The sequence below is a fragment of the Shewanella sp. SM32 genome (assembly GCF_025654235.1).
Taxonomy (GTDB): domain Bacteria; phylum Pseudomonadota; class Gammaproteobacteria; order Enterobacterales; family Shewanellaceae; genus Shewanella; species Shewanella oncorhynchi.
In genome coordinates this window covers 30,205-50,837 of sequence record NZ_JAKKRO010000022.1, presented here as the reverse complement: position 1 = coordinate 50,837, position 20,633 = coordinate 30,205, and the positions used below count along the sequence as shown (strand labels likewise).

Here is a 20,633-nt window from a genome sequence, read left to right as displayed (position 1 = left end):
TTCATTGCTCATGTGAGTTGAACTCCGTTATCTTATGGCTTTATTGTGATAGATGTCACTTTCTAACTGTGTGATATCCATAGTGTTAACATTTGTTCATCAAGCTTGTTTAATTCTAGTGACCACAGATAATGACAGACATATTCAATCTTAATGGAGTGTGTCATGTTAAATCCTGCGGTGATCCCGCTTGTTCCCCTCATTGGCGCATTAACTGCCAATCTGACCGAATTGATCCGTGGTGAGTTTAAAGTGTGGCATCCAAACATGGACATTGGGATCAAGACTTTTACCTTAGCAATCGCTGCTTACGTGGTGGTTTGGTTTGCCTTATTGGTGACGGCGATTAACGTCGGTGGCGATAGCAATATGTCTTCGGGCCTCGAAGTGCTGGGTTTCTTTATGTTTGGCTTAGGCGTTTACACTTTTGCTAAGGGTACGCGTTTCGTCAGTAGTGAATTTCAGCTATGGATTTATCGTTTAGCGTTGCCGAGTTTATTGCTTTGCTGCGTGCTTATTAGCCACTTTGGTTAAATCGAATTTTTTGACGAGGTCAATCGTAATTATTTTTACGCTAATGGGGCTTTCTATCGTAAACTCAGCCTATTGCACGAAACATTGAGCCACAGTGGCTGAATAAGTTGAGGTTATATGGCTGGTATAGATAGACAAAGTACCCTGAGATTTTTGTCAGAGCCTGCGGATGTGAATTTTGGTGGTAAAGTTCACGGCGGCGCTGTGATGAAGTGGATCGATCTCGCGGCCTATGCCTGTGCAGCGGGCTGGAGCGGTAAATATTGTATTACTGCTTATGCGGGCGGTATTCGTTTTGTGCAACCCATTTTGGTGGGCAATATCGTTGAAGTCAGCGCAAAAGTGATTTATACGGGTAAAACTTCTATGCATATCGGTATCGATGTGCGAGCGGGCGATCCTAAAGTTTCTGAGCGTCATCTCACCACCCATTGTATTGTGATCATGGTCGCAGTTGATGAAGATGGCCTACCTACGCCTGTGCCTGAGTGGATACCACAGACGGAACATGATATTCATTTACGGGATTCTGCACTGCGCTTGATGGAAATGCGTAAAAAGATTGGCGCCGAAATGGAAGCCCATGTGGTGAAATAGCTCCATAAATTAAATCAACAAAGGCGCTTAAGGCGCCTTTGTTGTTTTTAGCGAAAAGTGCATTTATTACTCGCTCCGATTTCATTCTGACGTTACCGTTGATGAATGTTAAACTGCGGCCACTATTTTGAATCGATTCATTTTGTTTATCTATTTAAGGATCAGCTCATGGCAAAAGTCGCATTTATTGGTTTAGGCGTAATGGGATATCCCATGGCGAGGCATTTACTGAACAAAGGCCATGAGGTCACTGTTTATAATCGTACTTTTGCCAAGGCGCAAACTTGGGTCGACACCTATGGTGGCCGCTGCTGTCCAACACCAAAGGAAGCGGCAGAGGGTCAAGATATAGTGTTTACTTGCGTGGGCAATGACAACGACCTGCGTGAAGTGGTATTAGGCAGTGATGGCGTTATTCATGGGATGGAAAAGGGCACTGTGCTGGTTGACCATACTACGGCTTCGGCCGATGTCGCTCGTGAGCTTCATCAAGTGTTAGCGGAAAAGGGCATTGATTTCCTCGATGCGCCCGTGTCGGGCGGACAAGCGGGCGCCGAAAATGGCGCCTTGACTGTGATGGTCGGCGGCGATGAAGCGGTATTTGAGCGTGTTAAACCCGTGATTGAAGCCTTTGCCCGCTGCGCCGAGCGTTTAGGTGAGGTTGGTGCAGGTCAGTTAACTAAGATGGTGAACCAAATTTGTATCGCGGGTGTGGTGCAAGGTTTGGCAGAAGCGCTGCAATTTGCCCGTAAAGCGGGACTCGATGGCGAGAAAGTCATTGAAGTGATCAGCAAAGGCGCGGCGCAAAGCTGGCAGATGGAAAATCGCTACAAGACGATGTGGGGCCAAAGCTATGAGTTTGGTTTTGCCGTCGATTGGATGCGTAAAGACTTAGGCATAGCCTTAGAAGAAGCCCGCCGTAATGGTTCACATTTGCCATTGACCGCTTTGGTGGATCAATTCTATTCAGAAGTTCAGGGCATGGGCGGTAACCGTTGGGATACGTCTAGCTTGCTGGCGCGCTTAGAGAAATCGGCGAAATAAGTTTTACCTTAAGTTTCATCGTTATAACAACTTAGGTTTTGTAGTGATAAAACTTTGGTTTCGGAGTGATAAACACTCTGGTTTCGCAGTGATAGGTTTTGCAATGATAAAAATGCCCAGTTTCGATTGCGTTGGCAAATAGGACTGGGCATTTTTGTTTGTATCGTTTTTGACTAGGACATTAAGAGCTAGGATATTTAATCGTTAGTCTTTCCAGCAAATATGGGTCACTAAACTGTGGGTTTCACCTGGTGCGAGCACGACTTTATCTTCTAATACATTGGCCGCTTCTAGGCAGACCATGGTCAGATAATCTTCTGGATTAAATCGGCCCAGGCGTTGTGACTTTTCAATCCATGGATTCCATAATACCGCTGATTGGCTGTTTTCACGGCTGACTTCGATTGTCCCCTGCGGCGTATGCAATAACTGCACTGGGCCGAGATCGGTATAGACACGATCTGTCTCGCGATCAAACAGCACTTCATCCGTGGTTTGCGGATAAGGCCCTTGTGCAAATTCGATGTATTTTGACCCACTAAAACCGCTGGCTTTGAGTTGGTGGATATCCTCAATCGGAAAATAGCTGTGCAACGCTTGGGTAAGTGTAACGGGGTCAGTACCTAAGTTGGTATTCACAAGACTAATGCTTAGGGTGTCGCCTAAGGTAAACAGTACGCTGACCTCAGTGTTATGCGGCCAATAGATTTTATCTTGCTCACTGATCTTTAAGCTAAAACGTAAATCTACTAGCTGGTTGCGCATTTCTACCGATCCCAGCGCCCAAATACGTGTACGGGCGAAACCGTGTTGGGGAAAGTTCGCTTCACTACTCATACCAAACCAAGGCCAGCATACGGGTACACCGCCACGGATCCCATTACCGGGTTGATAATCGTCAGCCGATGAAACCCACAGCAAAGGTGGTTTGCCTACGGGTTGAAAATAGTCTATTTGCGCGCCCTGCAAAAAAATTCTTGCCTGACATAACGCCGTATTCACTTCGACATAATCGAGCCCGTTGGCGTGCTTTTTAGTAGTGACAGAACCCATAGTAGCAATATCCTTAACTCTGCTGGCATATCAGAAAAACAGGCAGTTAGCTTACAAAGTTTTCCGCGATAACATAAGGCTTTGTTGCGATCAATTTACGGTTTCGCTGTTCGTTTGTGTAAACAAAAGTCTGTGGCGGATACTGAGGTGCTTTCTTTTTCGGCAGATTTAGCTAAAGTGGTCAGAGCACCAAAGTGGTCAGATCACTTAGTTGAGTTGCAGTCTAACAAGAAAAGGGAAGCGATTATGCCAGTCTATCAAGCGCCGCTGCGCGACTATCAATTTATCCTCGATGAAATGTTACATATTTATCAGCAAGATGCACTCAAGGGATTCGATGAAATCGATCCAGATCTTGTCGATGCGATCCTGCAAGGTATGGCCGACTTTAGTACTGAAGTTATGTTACCGCTCAATAGTGTCGGCGATCTGCAAGGCTGTAAGTTGGTCGATGGTAAGGTGATTACACCGGAAGGATTTGATAATGCCTATCGGCAGTTTGTTGATAATGGCTGGCCGACGCTGACTTGCTCCCCTGAATATGGCGGCCAAGGTTTACCCGAAGTGGTGGGGATTTTTGCCACTGAGATACAAACGGCAACTAACATGGCTTTTGCCATGTATCCCGGTTTGACCCATGGCGCCTATGCCGCCATCTATGCCCACGGCAGTGATGCTCTCAAGCAAAAATATTTGAGTAAACTGGTTAGCGGTGAATGGACTGGGACCATGAACTTGACCGAGTCCCACGCGGGTACTGATTTAGCCTTATTACGCACCAAAGCCGTGCCAGTATCTGAAGGCGTTTTTGCTATTACCGGCGAAAAAATTTTTATCTCCTCAGGTGATCATCAACTCACCGACAACATAGTGCACCTCGTATTAGCTCGTTTGCCCGATGCACCTGAAGGTGTGAAGGGCATATCTTTGTTCGCCGTGCCTAAAGTATTAGTGAATAACGATGGTAGTTTAGGCGCACCGAACACTTTATATGCCAGTGGCCTTGAACATAAGATGGGCATTCACGGTAACTCAACTTGTGTGATGGTATTTGAAGCTGCGCTGGGTGAGCTTGTCGGCGAGCCGCACCAAGGACTGCGCGCCATGTTTACTATGATGAACCAAGCGCGTTTAGGCGTTGGCGTGCAAGGTCTGGGTGTCTCTGAGATTGCCTATCAAAATGCGCTAGCCTATGCCAAAGACAGATTACAGAGCCGCGCCTTAAGTGGCGCCAAAACACCCGAAAAAGCCGCCGATCCGATTTTGGTTCACGGCGATGTGCGCCGCATGTTGCTCTCGCAAAAAGCCTTCAATGAAGGCGCAAGAGCCTTAGTTGGACAACAAGCTTTGTGGCTCGATGAAGCTGAGCGTCATAGCGATCCCGCAAAAGCCAAAGTTGCCTCCCAATTAGCGGCACTGTTCACGCCAGTGGTGAAAGGTTTTATCACTAACCGTGGTTTTAATGCCTGTGTCGATGCACAGCAAGTGTTTGGTGGACATGGTTATATTCATGAGTGGGGTATGGAGCAATTTGTGCGTGATAGCCGTATTGCACTGATTTATGAAGGCACTAACGGTATTCAGGCATTGGATTTAGTGGGGCGTAAGCTGCTTAGCGACCGCGGTGCGGCGATGCAGCAATGGTCGGCGTTAGTGACTGAGTTTATTAAGTCACATAGCACGAATGCGGCGATGCAACCTTACGTGAGTGGTTTAATGGATTGTGCGGGTGATTTGCAAAAGGCTAGCGGTTATTTAGCTTCGCAGGCAGCGACCAATCCTGACATTATCGGCGCAGCCTCTATGGCTTATCTGGAGTTATTTGGGGTGACTGCGCTGGCGTGGATGTGGGCCAGAAGTGCCGCGGTGGCATTAGCGGCGCTGGAGCAGGGCACCGAAGAAACTGCATTTTATCAGGCCAAATTGAAAACTGCCGATTTCTACATGGCTTACTGGGCGGTGCAAGGTCGCAGTCTGCGTAAGCAAATCGAGCAGGCGAGCGAAATGCTCACTCAATTGGATGAAGCTATCTTTTAAGCATTCACCTTATAGGCTGAGTTAAGCCCTTGCTTAAGCACAGCTCAACAATAGCCAAAAACCAGCGCACTGTCGCTGGTTTTTATTTTTATATCGTTTAAATTTTTAACTTATTGTTTTTCTTAGGTTGTACACAAATACTCAGCTTGATGCTGTGAGTCTCTATTTCATTCCAAATTAAAACTTCCATCGAAGGTTTGTGTTACTGGCGCTCTCTTTCGTTTGAGTCATAACCAAACATAACAAGGACTATGTGGGTTGATGTCGATGATTTATTAAACGCGTTTCACAATTGTGTAAATTCAAATGATAATTATTGTCATTCGTAAATCATTCTTTATAATGACGGCCAATTCGTTTGAATACATTTGTAAACCCTTTGGTTTATGCCATTTTTATGCGCTCGCGCTGGGGACATTCTGTGAAGACTCGTTTCGCCTACTCATTAATCGCACTTGCACTCGCTCAACATCAGTCGGCATTTGCCGCTGAAATCGTACTCGATAAAGAGGCTCCACAGCAGACCTTGTCTACGAGCTCACCAGTCCCCAGTCCTGCATCGACTCAATCCGCGGCCGATGGGGAGATAACACTCGCAGCACCTGAGCGTATTGCTGTCCATGGCCGTGCAATGCAAATGTACGTCGATAAAGAAACGACAGTTGGCACTAAGACGGCGATTAATGTGATGGAATTGCCGCAGTCGGTGCAAGTGCTGACCGAGCAGTTAATCGTCGACCAAGCGGCGCGCAATATTACCGATTTATACCGCTCTATCGCGGGCGTGAGTGAGTTTAGTTATTCGGGCGTGACCTTTCGCGGTTTCCGCGACGATGCCAACGTTTTTTATGATGGGGTAAGGGGCGATCCCTATTCGGGATTTTCTGTGCCGCAACTCTTTAACGTGCAGCGGGTTGAAGTGTTAAAAGGTCCTGCATCCGCACTTTATGGCGGCGGTGAACCCGGCGGCATGATCAACTATGTCACTAAAAAACCGACCTTTGTTGAAAGTAAAGAGCTGACCTTAAGCACGGGCAGCGAGGATATGATGGGGGGCTCGCTGGATTTCACCGGTGGCCTAACCCAAAATCTCGCCTATCGTTTTGGCGCTTATTATCAGCAGGAAGATAGCTTTCGCAATAATGCCGATAGCCAAAATGCCGAAGTGGCCGGAGGGTTACTCTACGAAATCAATGATGATACTAAGCTCACCACCACCTTCGATATCATTAAGCAGGATTTAGGTGGTAATCGACTGCGCGGCGTTCCTGTCGATAATGACGGTAACTTCCTGGTTGCGCCATCCTATAATGCCAATGAGAAGAGTGACTTCCAGAAGATGGATGCACTGGTGCTGCAATCGATTCTCGATCATCAATTTACCGATAATTTCTCGGTCAAGACTCAGATCCGTTATCTGAATAATGATTCGACGCAGCAATATCATGAATCGAGAGGTTGGGCGACCTTAGATGCCAATAAAAAGCCCATTATGGGTGATGGCACCATTAAGCGTGAATACCGAGTTCAAGTACGGGCTAATGATGAAATCAGTTTAACCAATGATTTTGTCTATGCATTCGATGCTTTAGGTTTTGAACATGAATTCCTGTTCGGCGGCGACTATCACTATGTCGAAACCGAATATCAGTACAAATTGGCGACTGATAAAGATGGTGTTGGTAACCTGAATATTTTTGACCTTAACTATGGTGAAACCAACCCTAATAGTTACAACTTGAAGGATAAAAATACCGATGGTACCCGCGCTAACCGTTACGGCATTTATGTACAGGAACATCTGCACTTTAATGAACAGTGGTCATTGATTGCTGGTTTGCGTTTTAGCCAGTTTGATGATTATGATAAAAATACCGGGTTCTCTTTCAGCGATAACGCGATAACGCCAAGAGCAGGGCTTAATTATCGTCCAATCGATTCAATGTCCTTTTATTTGAATTACTCAGAGAGCTTCAATCCAGCATCTTTAACCAATCAAGCTGAAGATATTGGTGACGGTTTCCTCGATCCAGAAACGGGCAATCAAATTGAACTTGGGATGAAAAATGAATGGCTTGATGGCCAGTTTATGACCACGCTTGCTGTGTATCGTATTGAAAAACAAAATGTCGCCCAAGCTAACCCTTTAGATACTGGCGATGACGATGGTATTCCCGCTTTACTTAATTTGGGTGAAGTACACAGTCAAGGCCTTGAATGGACGCTGGTGGGGGATTTAACCGATAACCTGACCGTCACGGCAAACTATGCCTATAACGAGACCGAAGTGGTTAAAGGGGTAACGAACGACAGTTTAACCAATACGTTTGATAGTAAGCACTTTGCCAATGCGCCACGCCATCAAGCAGGGATATGGACCCGTTACGATATCAATGCACTCGATTCGGCGATTGCCTTTGGCATGGATTACGTGGGTGAACAGTTCAGCCTCGATGGCCAAACGGTGAAGCCCCATACGATTTTTGACATGAGCTGGACGACCCAGTGGGATCAAACTCAAGTTCGCTTAAATCTTAAAAATATCTTCGATAAAGAATATGCCGTCAGTGGTTTTAGCGAGCGTAATGGCCATTTCCCCGGTGAGCCGCGTAATATCACGCTTGAACTGAGTCATAAGTTTTAATGCATTGATGTAAAAATAGCTTGTTCGTTAAGGATGATGAGCAAGCTGGAGCGAATGGGTTAATCTTGCGCGAATAACCGCTGTAGCTCTCTGTCTGTATTCGTGCCTTGAGCATGGATTAACCTTGTGTGACTTATCATCTTAATAGTTTTTATCTATTAAGATGATAGTTTCTATCCGTTATCATTTCTGATTCAGCTTGTTTAGACTCGCCTTATATGAATTATTCGATAAGGTTTTCCTATGCACGCCGTCAGCCACTTAGCCTCCAAAGACCCTCAATCTAACGCTAGCCCACAGGTGGCCCTGATTGCAGAAGGTGGTGGTCAGCGCGGTATATTCACCGCAGGCGTGCTCGATGCTTGGCTTGATGGCGGATTCGATCCCTTTGATTTGTTTATCGGTACCTCAGCAGGCTCACAGAATCTCAGCAGTTTTTTGGCCCGCCAAAAGGGGTATGCCAAACGCTTAATCCGCGGTTTATCGCGCCATAAACGTTTCTATCGACTTGGTCGCGGGTTAGTCGGCGGCAATGTAGTCGATTTAGATTGGTATTTTGAGCAGACTCGACAAGGGATGTTTAAATTAGATCTTAACGCGGCGGCAGCCTCACTCGGTCATCGGCAGTTACTGATCACAACTACGAATGCCAGTGATCGCAAAGGTTATTTTTTAAGTCCAAGCAGTAAAAGCCAGTGGCGCGAATTGCTAAAAGCTTCTAGCGCATTACCATTTTTGTATAAACAAGGAGTGAAACTCACGCCTTGGCTGAGTGACCGCGCCTGTAATAGCGACAAGGCTTCTAATAACGGCGCGGCTAATCATAACGCTTCTGATAACAGCGCCTCTGATCATGGCACTGCATTAAGCGAAGGTATTGATAGTGATTTTTATCTCGACGGCGGTTTAGCAGCGCCTTTACCTGTGCGTGAGGCCTATCGTCGTGGTGCCCGCAAAATTGTGGTGATCCGTACTGTGAGCGAGGATTTTCAGGCGCAATCGGCTTGGGTTCACAAATTAAAATCTTGGATTTGTGTTTCTGGCTTTTGTCCGAAAACCATAGATTACTTAGTGCAGCACGAACAAGCCTATCAGGATGAATTGGATTTCATCGCTAATCCGCCAGAGGATGTGGAGATAGTGCAGATTTTTGCTGCTGAAAATTTGCAAAGTAAATTGCTGGGCAGTACCGATGCGGATTTACGCCATGATTATCATGCGGGGCTGAGTGCCGGAAAGCAGTTTTTAAGCTTAGATCCGATGGCGTTGACGCAGATGAATGTTCATTTTCAAACTCAAGTGCAAATCAACGACAAGACTCAAATTCATACTAACGCTCATACTCAGGCTCAAATCCAGCCATTCAGTGCGCTGTCGGCCTAGTTTGGTATTTTAGCTAAGTCACCATTTTGTACGTGAGTAAGCAATAAAAGTAAAAAGCATCAAAATACAAGCGCCACCCTAGGGTGGCGCTTGTGGTTGGCTGTATTAACCAGTTCATCAATCTAGCTCATTAACCTAATTTATGAACTTAGTCCTTCAACGTTAGGCTATTAATAACTTGAGGTGTGTACAGAGCGTACTGCTCGGCCTGATGGGTCGATAATGCCGCGTAAGCTTTCGTCCCAAGCCAATGCTTCTGGCGTTGAACAGGCGACGGATTTACCGCCTGGAACCGTTTCTGCAGCGCCGCTCAGTGGATAATGTTCCTCAAAGAAGCAGCGATAGAAATAAGCTTCTTTGGTTTCTGGCGTGTTGTATGGGAAACGGAATTTCGCGTTCGCCAATTGTAAATCATCCACACGCGCTGCAGCTTGTTCTTTCAAACCGTCAATCCAAGAGTAGCCAACGCCGTCACTGAATTGTTCCTTCTGACGCCACGCTACTTCTTTTGGCAATTTGTGCTCAAAGGCTTTACGCAGAATATGTTTCTCAATACGGCCATCCTTAGACATTTTCGCTTCAGGGTTGATGCGCATCGCCACATCCATAAACTCTTTATCGAGGAAGGGCACGCGAGCTTCTAATCCCCAAGCGGCCATGGCTTTGTTGGCTCGCAGACAATCGAACAGATGCAGCTTATCGAGTTTGCGGACTAACTCCTCGTGGAATGCCTGTGCGTTTGGCGCTTTATGGAAGTATAAATAGCCGCCAAATAGCTCGTCAGCACCTTCACCCGATAACACCATCTTAATGCCCATCGCTTTGATTTTACGTGCCATTAAATACATTGGCGTGGCAGCACGTATGGTGGTGACATCGTAGGTTTCTAAGTGATAGATCACTTCTTTAATCGCATCTAAGCCTTCTTGGAAGGTGAAATGGATCTCATGGTGAATCGTACCAATCGCTTCGGCGACCTTTTTGGCGGCGATTAAATCTGGCGCACCTTCAAGGCCGACGGCAAAGGAATGCAACTGTGGCCACCAAGCGTTGGTTTCGCCATCGTCTTCAATGCGGCGTTTAGCAAAGGTTTGCGTCACGGCAGAAATGATCGATGAATCTAAGCCACCTGATAGCAACACACCATAGGGCACGTCTGACATTAATTGGCGTTTGACCGCTGCTTCTAATGCATCACGTAATTCTTCTTGGCTGGCTGGGTTATCTTTAACCGCATCATAGCTTTGCCAATCGCGGCTATAGTATTTAACGGCTTCACCATCTTTTGAATACAGATACTGGCCCGGTAAGAATTCTTCTACCGTTTTACACACTGGCATCAAGGCTTTCATTTCGGAGGCAACATAGAAGTTACCCGCAGCGTCACGACCTGTGTATAGCGGGATGATACCCATGTGATCGCGGCCGATAAGGTATCTGTCTTGGGCTTTGTCATATAACACAAAGGCGAAGATACCGTTTAATTTATCAAGAAATTCAGTGCCGTATTCTTGATACAGCGCCAAGATTACTTCGCAGTCAGAGTTGGTTTGATAGCTGTACTTATCGCCTAGCTGGGCTTTCAATTCTTTGTGGTTATAGATTTCGCCGTTGACCGCAAGGATCAAACTGCCATCTTCAGTCAGCAGCGGCTGAGCACCGTGTTCAATGTCAACAATCGCTAAACGTTCGTGGGCAAGAATTGCCTTATCACTGGCATAAATACCTGACCAGTCAGGGCCACGGTGGCGCATTAGCTTAGACATTTCTAGCGCGACTTGGCGCAGTTCTTTGGCATCAGATTGGATATCTAAAATCGAAAAGATTGAACACATAGTACAACTCCCACACTGTCTGTCATTTGAGGATGTCTCAATTGAGGTTTAATGTGCCAGCAATTTAGGTATTTGCCAAACACTATTTTTGACGTTTTATCTGTTTATTGGTGTTTTTGTTGATTTAGATGTTTATGTTTAATAATTTTATTTGAGAATAATTCATTTAATTTGCATTATTTTTGATGATTTGTTTTTATTATCTGATTTGGCATGAGGGGTTTTGGGGAATTCACAATGTGTTTTAAAAAAGTATCGATGATAGAAAAACCGCTAAAAAAGACCTTAAACAATGAGTTGCCCCGTTTAAGTGTTTTATTTTTAATCAATTAATGCGCCGAGTTTGACATCAACCAATGGCATAAGACTATTCAGAATTGTGTGGCAGGATGGATATTTCGCGATAACGGCATTTTTTGTGGGCTGAAAACAAAAAAGCACGTGAATGGTTCACGTGCTTGTAGGTCTTGTTTGGCGCTTTGGCTGGCGGAGGAGGCGCTTTATTTCACCGGTGCGACTAGCAGGCGCCAAGTAAGAGACGACTAACTAAGCTGTCTCTCGTAAGAAGCCACTGACTCAGCCTGTTATTTTGCGTCCGTTACAAGCGTCGTTTTGGCTGGGCGCAGGCTATTGAATTCTGTGCCTTGATAGTATCCCGGCCAATCTTTACTGTTGCCCAATGTGCGTGTGACTTGGTAGTAGATTTGCAAGTCTTGCAGCGCGCCGCTCAAATCCCAGTCTTCACGGTATTCATCGCAGACATTGTGATAGCAGCCTTTCATTGTGGCTTGCATTTGAGTTTTATAAGCAGCCGTGGCCTCATCAACGGGGTCGCTACCGCCGCCGGCAAATACCGCTGGCACGCCAAGTTTGGCAAAGCTGAAATGATCTGAACGGAAGAAACCGCCCGAAGCGGGATTTTTCTCACCCATGGCGATGCGGTTTTGTTGTTTCGCCGCATCGATAAGGTAGGTTTCTAACTCAGATTTACCTTTGCCAACGATGGTAAAGTCATTGGTTTTACCGTAGATATTCGTGCTGTCGAGGTTTAACACTGCCACGGTTTTGTCGATAGGGTAAAGTGGATTGGCGGCGTAATAGCGCGAACCGAGTAAGCCCTGTTCTTCACCTGTGGTAGCGATAAAGGTAACCGAGCGCGCTAAACCATGGCCTTGTTTGGCATTGTCGGCTAATTGTCTGGCGATTTCGAGAATGCCAGCAGTGCCCGAGGCATTATCCATGGCACCGTTATAAATCTGATCGCCTTCTTTCGTCTCGTCTTTACCTATGTGATCCCAATGGGCGGTGTAGAGGATTTGCTCGTCGGCTTGTGTGCTGCCGTGGAGTGTGGCGACCACATTGTAGCTATTTGCGTATTCGGCTTTATTTTTAAAGGCGATGTTGGCCGTTTGTTCAAGGGGTAAATTGATTGAGCTGTCGGCGGCGCGCGCCATTAAATTAGGCAGTGATAAACCGGCTTTATCGAACAGTTGCGTAGCCGCGTCCAATGTAAGCCAGCCTTCGACTTGGATACGGCTATCTTGTTCTGCTTTACTGAGGACCAGATCTTGCTGTGGTCCAGTCCAACTATTTTCTATCACGGACCAAGGGTAAGAGGCGGGCTCGGTATCATGGATAATCAGTGCGCCGAGTGCACCTTGACGACTGGCCTCTTCAAATTTGTAGCTCCAACGGCCGTAATAGGTCATGGCTTTGCCGTTGAATTTACCCGAGTCAGGGCGAGCAAAGCCGGGATCGTTCACTAAGATCACCGCGATTTTGCCTTTCATGTCGAGATCTTGGTAATCATTCCAACCATATTCAGGGGCATTCACCCCATAGCCGACGAAGACTAATGGTGCGTTCTCAATACTAATACCACCGTTATCGTGGCGACTGCTGAGCACTAGATCTTTTCGGTATTTAAAGGGTAATCCTGCCAGCGTGACTTGCTGCGCTTCATCTGCGGTATAGCTCACCATAGGCACAGGTTGTAAAAAGCTGCCTTGGTACGCGCCCTTGAGTCCCATCTCTGTAAAGGCTTTGGTCAAATAATCCAAGGTGAGTTTTTCACCGTGAGTGGTGGGCGCGCGGCCTTCAAATTCATCGGATGACAGGGCTTTAATATCATTTCTAAAGCGCGCTTCATTAAACTGCACTGGTTTGAGTTCAGCCAAAGTGCTGTTGCCATCAGGCTCTGGTGCATTAGGACTACAGGCACTGAGCATGGCCAACGCACAGAGTGGATACAGACGTCGCATAGGTTAATCCTACTGTTGTTTTAATTAAGGTATTTTAGATTTCTGTTAATCAATCAGAAGCGAGACTTATCATGAAGCAAGCCGCGGTGAGCCACAAGGTTGAGAAGAAGGCGAATATGTTACTTAATGTTGCTTTACCCTATGCAATACGCCTTTGGGCGAGGCGTGTTGCATAGGTAATGTTGGAATGACTTGCAGAATGACTGGCTACGCAGGGTTAGACAAAGGTTTAGATAATTGTTTAAACAACATCTATATCGCCCGCGCAGGCAAACACATGGTTCGGGCGGAAGGGCTCTTTGTCGATATCTTCGAGCTTACTCACACCACTGGTGACCAGAATGGTTTCAAGCCCTGCTTGGAAGCCCGCCAAAATATCGGTACGCATATTGTCACCTATGATGACAGTGTCTTCCGAGTGTCCATCAATATGATTAAGTGCTGAGCGAATAATCCATGCGCTCGGTTTGCCCACGTAGAAAGGTTTTTTACCGGTAATACGTTCGATGGGTGAGCAGAGTGCGCCACAAGCAGGGCTGTAAGCTGGGCCGTGGGTATCAGGGTTAGTGGCAATAAAGCGCGCGCCGCGTGCGATGAAGCCTGCGGCTTTATGAATCATCTCCCAGTTGTATGAGCGGGTTTCACCGACAATCACAAAATCGGGATTAATATCGGTAATGGTAAAGCCTGCTTTGTAGAGTTCGTGGGTGAGGGCGCCTTCGCCAATGACATAGGCCTTGCTGCCTTCTTGGTGTTTTAAAAAGTCGGCGGTGGCCATGGCAGAGGTGTAAAAGCATTCTTCAGGAATATCAATACCGGCGGCACTTAAACGGTTTTGCAGATCCTTACCCGTTTGTACGGGATAGTTAGTCAATATCACTAACGGATTGCCTTGCTCTAAAATGCGCTGGATAAATTTGTCGCTGCCGGGGATCAGTTTATTGTCGTGCAGTAGTACACCATCGATATCGCAGATAATATTTTTCATCTAATAGTCTCTTGTCATGCCGATCAAAAATCACTTTTTCGTTAAGTTATCTAATGCCACATTGCCTAAGAAAACAATGCTTTTGTTGAAAATAGTTAAAAAAATAGAGACCCGAAGGTCTCTATTTTTTTGATTGGTACAACTTACGGTCAAGTGGAACTAATCGGGCGCGTAACCGCTTGGGCCGATAAGGTTGCCATCGAGATAGGCTTGGCCATTTTGCATGTTAAGACGTTGCTGACTAAACCATTTCACCACGAGCGGATAAATAGCATGTTCTTGCTCATGCACGCGGGCGGCGAGCATATCAGCCGTATCTTCTTCATAAACAGGCACTTTGGCCTGTAATATCACTGGGCCAGCATCCAGCTCAGGCGTGACAAAATGCACGCTGGCACCATGTTCGCTATCGTTCGCGTCTATGGCACGTTGATGGGTGTTTAAGCCAGTGTATTTCGGTAGCAGCGAAGGATGAATATTGATCATGCGACCTAGGTAATGATTCACGAAATCATCGGTTAAGATCCGCATAAATCCCGCCAACACGATTAAATCGGGCTGGTACTTTTCAATCACTGTCATTAAACGTGCATCGTATTCAGAGCGAGATTCACCTTGGTGAGCTATCACGCAGCTGGTATCAATTTCGCCATGATGGGCGCGCACTAGGCCATAGGCATCGGGTTTATTACTGATGACTCCGACAACTTCGGCCTGCAGATTATCATCGCAACCGTCGATAACCGCTTGCAGGTTACTGCCATTTCCGGAAATTAATACAACTACACGACAGCTCTGGGGCATTACAGGATCTCCACTTGCTCTTCATTGCCTTCACGATGTGCGATAGCACCGATAAGCCATGCTTGTTCGCCTTCTGCAGCCAGTAATGCAAGTGCTGCATCTACTTTATCGGCTGGCAGCGCGACTAACATGCCGACGCCACAGTTGAAGGTGCGATACATTTCGTATTCTGCAATGTTGCCATTTTCCATTAACCAACTGAAAACAGCGGGCCATTGCCATGAATCGCCTTGGATAACCGCTTTTAAATTATCTGGCAGTACGCGTGGGATGTTTTCCCAGAAGCCGCCGCCAGTAATGTGCGCCATCGCATGGACATCAGATGCTTCAATCAGTTTGAGCAATGATTTTACGTAAATTTTGGTTGGCTCAAGTAGATGTTCAATCAGCGGTTTGCCGTTGAGATCTTGTTGAGGGTTTGCTTGGCTCACTTCTAATACTTTACGTACTAAAGAGTAACCATTTGAATGAGGGCCGCTTGAGGCTAATGCAATAAGCGCATCACCCGCTGCCACTTTGCTACCGTCAATAATGTCGGCTTTTTCAACTACACCCACGCAGAAACCCGCTAGGTCGTAATCTTCACCTTCATACATGCCTGGCATTTCAGCGGTTTCACCGCCAATTAACGCACAACCAGATTGGAAACAACCTTCGCCGATGCCGTTGACGACGGACGTTGCCGTTTCAACATCGAGTTTGCCTGTTGCGTAGTAATCGAGGAAAAACAGTGGCTCAGCGCCTTGGACGATCAGATCGTTCACACACATGGCAACTAAGTCTATGCCGACAGTGTCATGTTTTTTATAGTCGATAGCTAAACGTAATTTAGTCCCAACACCATCGGTGCCAGACACTAAAACCGGTTGTTTGTATTTAGTGGGGATTTCACACAGGGCGCCAAAACCACCTAAGTTGCCCATAACTTCTGGACGACGGGTACGTTTAACGGCGGCTTTAATGTTACTTACCAGTGCATTACCTGCATCAATATCAACGCCGGCATCTTTATAGCTCAGTGGGGTAGGTGTGCTCACGGAGGGATCCTCTCGGGTACATCGTTATTGGATTTTATGCGGCGGTATTCTACCAGCTTGTGCTAGGGGTCGAAAGTCATGATTTGGATTTATGCCCCTCGGCGGAGTTTTTTTGGTCTGAATGCGAGATATTCTATTTTTAGAGGTCTTGAGTTTGGTCACAAAATAGTAAATCACAGTAGGTATCTTAGACGATTGGGGATTATTCTTGCGAGATAGCTCACGATTAGACCGAATGGCAAAACTTTCTGTTTTACCTAGTAAACAAATCAACTAGAATCTGAAAAATTTGCCTAAAATAATACGCCGAAAAATAAGCAGGAGAGAAAAATGAAAGTTGTCGAGGTTAAACATCCTTTAGTGCGTCACAAAATCGGTTTAATGCGCGAAGGTGACATTAGCACTAAACGTTTCCGTGAACTAGCCGCCGAAGTGGGTAGTTTATTAACCTATGAAGCTACCGCAGATTTCGAAACTGAAACGGTGACGATTGAAGGCTGGAATGGTCCGGTTGAAGTCGATCAAATCAAAGGTAAGAAAGTCACTGTTGTGCCAATTTTACGTGCGGGTTTGGGCATGATGGACGGCGTACTCGAGCACATTCCAAGTGCGCGTATCTCAGTTGTCGGTATTTACCGTGATGAAGAGACCCTTGAGCCAGTGCCTTATTTTGAGAAGCTGGCCAGCGACATGAACGAGCGTATCGCCTTAGTTGTTGACCCTATGTTGGCGACAGGTGGTTCTATGATTGCGACCGTCGATTTATTGAAAAAGCGCGGTTGTACTTCAATTAAGGCCCTAGTGCTAGTGGCTGCGCCTGAAGGCATTAAAGCCTTAGAAGCGGCGCATCCGGATATCGAATTATATACTGCCGCTATCGATAGATGCTTAAACGAGAAAGGCTATATCCTGCCAGGTCTTGGTGATGCGGGCGATAAAATCTTTGGTACTAAATAGCTAAAGTTGCTAAATAATCAGAGTTGCTGATGCTCAATTGAGCGGATGTGGTCAGTAAGGGAGCCTGGGCTCCCTTTTTGTTTTTGTTCAATACAGTAATAACAACTTTATCTTAAGCTGCTAAAGTTTAGGATAAGGTAAATAATAATTCTCTATTGAAGTTGTTTTTATTGGCTTATTTTGCAATTTTATTGATCGCAGTTTACGTTTTGTGCAAGGTACATATCGGTAGAACAGGGATTAAGAGGAATTATGGGAAATTCGGCTCTCAACTGGTTATTATTGCGTCGATCATTTGAATTTGCGACCCTCTTGTTTGTCGTACTCCTACTTATTCTATTATCGTTTAAAATCGATAGAGAGCATAAATCCTTTGTGTCTTTTGTAAAAAACGAGCAACTTACACCGAGTTATATTGAACTGCTCGGTAAAAGCTTATCTCTGCATGATATTATTGATTTCAATAAATCCTCTTTAGCGCTTTTTCAGCTTGACCCTTCTAGATTAATGCTGCCGCAAGGGGGAGTGCTTTCCGCAGAAGAAGAGCAAGTCTTACGCTATTTTGATTATCTCTATTCCAGTAAAACCAGTAAAAAGACCAATGTCGAAGATATATTTCTGTATGTGGGACTTTATCGCAGTGATGCCATGTATTTTGCCTCCCCAATTCCTGAGGACGTAAAAGCGCGGCTGATTAAAGACCGTACTTCAACGAATGAGTTTTGTCAGAGTCTGCACTATTGCGCGAAAGACGCGACCCCAGAGTCCTTAGCCGATGGAATCGTATTATCCATTCCTTATCAAGATGAAGTCAGTGGAAAAGTCATTTTATCGATGGCATCACCGATTTCATCATCTAATGATCCTAATCATTTCATCGGTGATGTTATTGCCGACACGGCTCTAATGACGTCGGTTTTTATGCGTAATAAACATGTTGAATTACAGAAAACGGATTATGGTACTGAGTTGGTGATCACGACAGATAGCCTTTGGGCTGAATTGACGCCGGAGTTCTTGTTTTATTCGATGACAAATCATTTAGATAACATGACTTCACTGACATATAAAATCAGTATATTTCGTTTCATTGTGTGGAATTTGCCCCTATGGTTTTTGTTATCTATCGTGATCTTCTTCGTTCAAATTAATATCAATCGTTTTAGGAAACTTCGTACTGAGCGTCAACGGTTTAGTGAAGCGATGTTATTGGATGCTTTTACTCGAACCTATAATAAGAAAGTCTATGAGACCACACTGTTTGATGTCGCAACTAAGGGGCATTACGCGGTGATCTGCGTGGATGGCGACAAAATCAAAACCATTAATGATACCTATGGGCATAAACTCGGGGATATGGCGATCATGCAAATTGTTGATGCGATGCGCAGTGTATTTCGAGAAAATGATTTGTTAATCAGAACCGGCGGTGATGAGTTTGTCGTTATCTTAGCTAATTGTACTTTTGAACGGGCCTTATTGTTGGCTGAACATTTACGTCAGGCGGTCGCAGAGCGGCAGTTTTTAAATGTGCTGACAGTCTCCTGCGGTGTGGCTGATTCGCAAGATTATGCTTCCTTTGAGGCAGTGCTACAAGCGGCGGATAAAGCGTTATATGAGGATAAAAAGAATAAGCAAGGAAGTCGCAAGCTTGACCCGACATCTTAATTATCACGTTAATTATTACGTTAATTATTACGTTAATTATTACGTTAATTATTACGTTCATTATTACGTTCATTATTACGTGAGTTATCGAGTGAATCAGTGAGTTAACCTGCTGCCCGCAATAAAGTGAATACCCGCGATAAAAAACAGCGCGGAGAATGCCGCGCTGTTGTTACTTTCTAATCCGGTAATGTAAACATCTGCGATAACACTTACAACACCATGGCCGCAATCCACCCAAACACTAATAGTGGAATATTGTAGTGGATAAATGTTGGGATCACGCTGTCACGAATGTGGTCGTGTTGACCATCGGCATTCAAACCTGCAGTGGGACCTAAGGTGGAATCTGATGCTGGCGAGCCCGCATCACCCAGCGCGGCGGCAGTGCCAACTAACGCGATTGTGGCCGCTACTGAAAAACCAAAACTCAATGCCAATGGTACATATATCGTCGCGATAATTGGAATGGTGGAGAAAGACGACCCAATTCCCATAGTGATTAGTAGACCAACCAGTAGCATTAAGAAGGCTGCGAGGGCTTTATTATCCCCAATGATGTCGCTAAGCGAGGCCACAAGCGTACCCACTTCACCGGTTTCTTTCACGACAGCGGCAAAGCCAGCTGCTGAAATCATGATAAAGCCGATATTGGCCATCATTCGCACACCTTGGTTGAAAATATCTTGGTCGGCGACATGCTTCAAGGCTCCCGAAAAACTGAAAATCATGAAGCCGACTAAGGCACCAAAAATCATAGAGTCAGTTTCAAGTTGTACGACGAGAGTGGCTAATATCGCCAGTGCAGCAATGATGATATTGCGTTTGTTGAGATTTTCTTCAGGTTCAGCGACCAACACTTTTGCCTCGTCGTAAGTCCGAGGTTTACGGTAACTGATGAATACTGCGGTGAGTAACCCTACGACCATACCCGCGGCAGGGATTAACATGGCTGGCGGAATTTGCTCACGAGCAGCGGCTAAGCCATTGCTGGTTAAGTTAGAAAGCAGAATATCATTTAAGAAAATGCCACCAAAACCAATCGGTAAAATCATATAGGTGGTGACTAGGCCGAAGGTGAGAACACAAGCCACAAGGCGGCGGTCGATGTTCAGTTTGGTCATCACATGTAAGAGTGGTGGCACTAAAATCGGAATAAAGGCGATATGGATCGGTAAAATATTCTGTGAAGCCATCGACATGACGAGTAGCGATAACAGCAGTAACCAGCGTACCCAGTTAGTGTTAGTGGGATTAGGATCTTGTCCAAGGCTACTAATGATGCTTCTGGAAATCAGCGTCGTTAAACCTGAATGCGATAGTGCGACAGCGAAGGCGCCTAATAATGCGTAACTGAGCGCAATTTGTGCGCCGCCACCTAAGCCTGTATTAAAGGCATCTATAGTTTGGTGCAGATCCATTCCGCCTACTAATCCCGCCACGAGGGCGCTCACGGTCAGGGCAATAACCACATTCACCCTAGCTAAACTGAGTGCTAACATTAAGCACACTGCAATTACGACTGCATTCATTATCAATTTTCTTAATTCTTTAAGCCAAAGGAGCTATTTTCGACTGCAAAGGCAGTGGATGTCCAGTTTGCCGAGGGCTTATCTGAAAAATATCTGAAAATGTGATCATGCTGGGTTTTGTCTGTTAGCCGAATGTGGATTGCTCCGCACACAGGATACGCAGATTGCTCTATCCTTAGTCAGGCAAAACGGAAATACCCTTGAAAAATGTGATATTGGTCTTAAATAGGTTGTAAGGCACAGCACACGACTTATAATG

15 protein-coding genes are annotated in these 20,633 nt (G+C 45.7%); 8 read left to right on the top strand and 7 right to left on the bottom strand.

The annotated features are described in order from the left end of the window. The first annotated feature begins 165 nt into the window (after positions 1-165). The 3 genes from L5M10_RS11140 to L5M10_RS11130 all read left to right on the top strand — a co-directional run bounded on the left by L5M10_RS11140 (position 166) and on the right by L5M10_RS11130 (position 2,175). Positions 166-534 carry a hypothetical protein gene (locus L5M10_RS11140; RefSeq protein WP_028760367.1) on the top strand — a complete coding sequence of 123 codons (369 nt, stop codon included), beginning with the start codon at positions 166-168 and terminating at the stop codon, positions 532-534. A 117-nt stretch (positions 535-651) separates the two neighbouring features. Continuing rightward, positions 652-1,131: an acyl-CoA thioesterase gene (locus L5M10_RS11135; RefSeq protein ID WP_105252855.1), complete on the top strand. Its 480-nt coding sequence runs from the start codon at positions 652-654 to the stop codon at positions 1,129-1,131. Between the two features lie 168 nt (positions 1,132-1,299). After that, complete coding sequence (locus tag L5M10_RS11130) at positions 1,300-2,175, top strand: NAD(P)-dependent oxidoreductase (protein ID WP_263177336.1); 876 nt, start codon at positions 1,300-1,302, stop codon at positions 2,173-2,175. Between the two features lie 204 nt (positions 2,176-2,379). On the opposite strand, the gene L5M10_RS11125 is transcribed toward L5M10_RS11130, so the two are convergent. Next, positions 2,380-3,228 (bottom strand): D-hexose-6-phosphate mutarotase, encoded by an 849-nt coding sequence (locus tag L5M10_RS11125; RefSeq protein WP_173245456.1) that lies wholly within the window; start codon positions 3,226-3,228, stop codon positions 2,380-2,382. Between the two features lie 246 nt (positions 3,229-3,474). Between L5M10_RS11125 and L5M10_RS11120 the strand changes: the two genes are divergently transcribed. The 3 genes from L5M10_RS11120 to L5M10_RS11110 all read left to right on the top strand — a co-directional run bounded on the left by L5M10_RS11120 (position 3,475) and on the right by L5M10_RS11110 (position 9,292). Next, positions 3,475-5,265 carry an acyl-CoA dehydrogenase C-terminal domain-containing protein gene (locus tag L5M10_RS11120; RefSeq protein WP_263144829.1) on the top strand — a complete coding sequence of 597 codons (1,791 nt, stop codon included), beginning with the start codon at positions 3,475-3,477 and terminating at the stop codon, positions 5,263-5,265. Between the two features lie 397 nt (positions 5,266-5,662). Next, the gene (locus L5M10_RS11115; RefSeq protein WP_263144831.1) at positions 5,663-7,909 is read left to right on the top strand and encodes a TonB-dependent siderophore receptor; all 2,247 of its coding nucleotides are present in this window, start codon (positions 5,663-5,665) and stop codon (positions 7,907-7,909) included. Between the two features lie 243 nt (positions 7,910-8,152). Further along, positions 8,153-9,292 (top strand): patatin family protein, encoded by a 1,140-nt coding sequence (locus L5M10_RS11110; RefSeq protein WP_198572251.1) that lies wholly within the window; start codon positions 8,153-8,155, stop codon positions 9,290-9,292. A 170-nt stretch (positions 9,293-9,462) separates the two neighbouring features. Here L5M10_RS11110 and asnB read toward each other — a convergent pair whose 3' ends face one another. From asnB to purM, 5 genes are all read right to left on the bottom strand, one after another. Then, positions 9,463-11,127 carry an asparagine synthase B gene (gene asnB / locus L5M10_RS11105; RefSeq protein WP_263144563.1) on the bottom strand — a complete coding sequence of 555 codons (1,665 nt, stop codon included), beginning with the start codon at positions 11,125-11,127 and terminating at the stop codon, positions 9,463-9,465. Positions 11,128-11,711: 584 nt separating this feature from the next. Continuing rightward, entirely contained in the window at positions 11,712-13,388 is a 1,677-nt protein-coding gene (locus L5M10_RS11100; protein ID WP_263255271.1) for a M28 family metallopeptidase, read from the bottom strand. Positions 13,389-13,629: 241 nt separating this feature from the next. Further along, a complete protein-coding gene (locus L5M10_RS11095; RefSeq protein WP_028760358.1) occupies positions 13,630-14,376 on the bottom strand; it encodes an HAD-IIA family hydrolase in 747 nt (248 codons plus the stop codon). A gap of 159 nt (positions 14,377-14,535) precedes the next feature. Further along, positions 14,536-15,180 (bottom strand): phosphoribosylglycinamide formyltransferase, encoded by a 645-nt coding sequence (purN, locus tag L5M10_RS11090; protein WP_113938787.1) that lies wholly within the window; start codon positions 15,178-15,180, stop codon positions 14,536-14,538. Next, the gene (purM, locus tag L5M10_RS11085) at positions 15,180-16,217 is read right to left on the bottom strand and encodes a phosphoribosylformylglycinamidine cyclo-ligase (RefSeq protein WP_263163150.1); all 1,038 of its coding nucleotides are present in this window, start codon (positions 16,215-16,217) and stop codon (positions 15,180-15,182) included. Before purM ends, purN begins: the two co-directional genes overlap by 1 nt. Positions 16,218-16,547: 330 nt before the next feature. On the opposite strand from purM, the gene upp reads away from it, so the two are divergent. Then, a complete protein-coding gene (gene upp, locus L5M10_RS11080; protein ID WP_011789711.1) occupies positions 16,548-17,174 on the top strand; it encodes a uracil phosphoribosyltransferase in 627 nt (208 codons plus the stop codon). Between the two features lie 252 nt (positions 17,175-17,426). Then, positions 17,427-18,842 (top strand): GGDEF domain-containing protein, encoded by a 1,416-nt coding sequence (locus tag L5M10_RS11075; protein ID WP_263255270.1) that lies wholly within the window; start codon positions 17,427-17,429, stop codon positions 18,840-18,842. Between the two features lie 212 nt (positions 18,843-19,054). Here L5M10_RS11075 and L5M10_RS11070 read toward each other — a convergent pair whose 3' ends face one another. Beyond that, complete coding sequence (locus tag L5M10_RS11070) at positions 19,055-20,374, bottom strand: Na+/H+ antiporter family protein (protein WP_173496537.1); 1,320 nt, start codon at positions 20,372-20,374, stop codon at positions 19,055-19,057. Positions 20,375-20,633 lie beyond the last annotated feature (259 nt).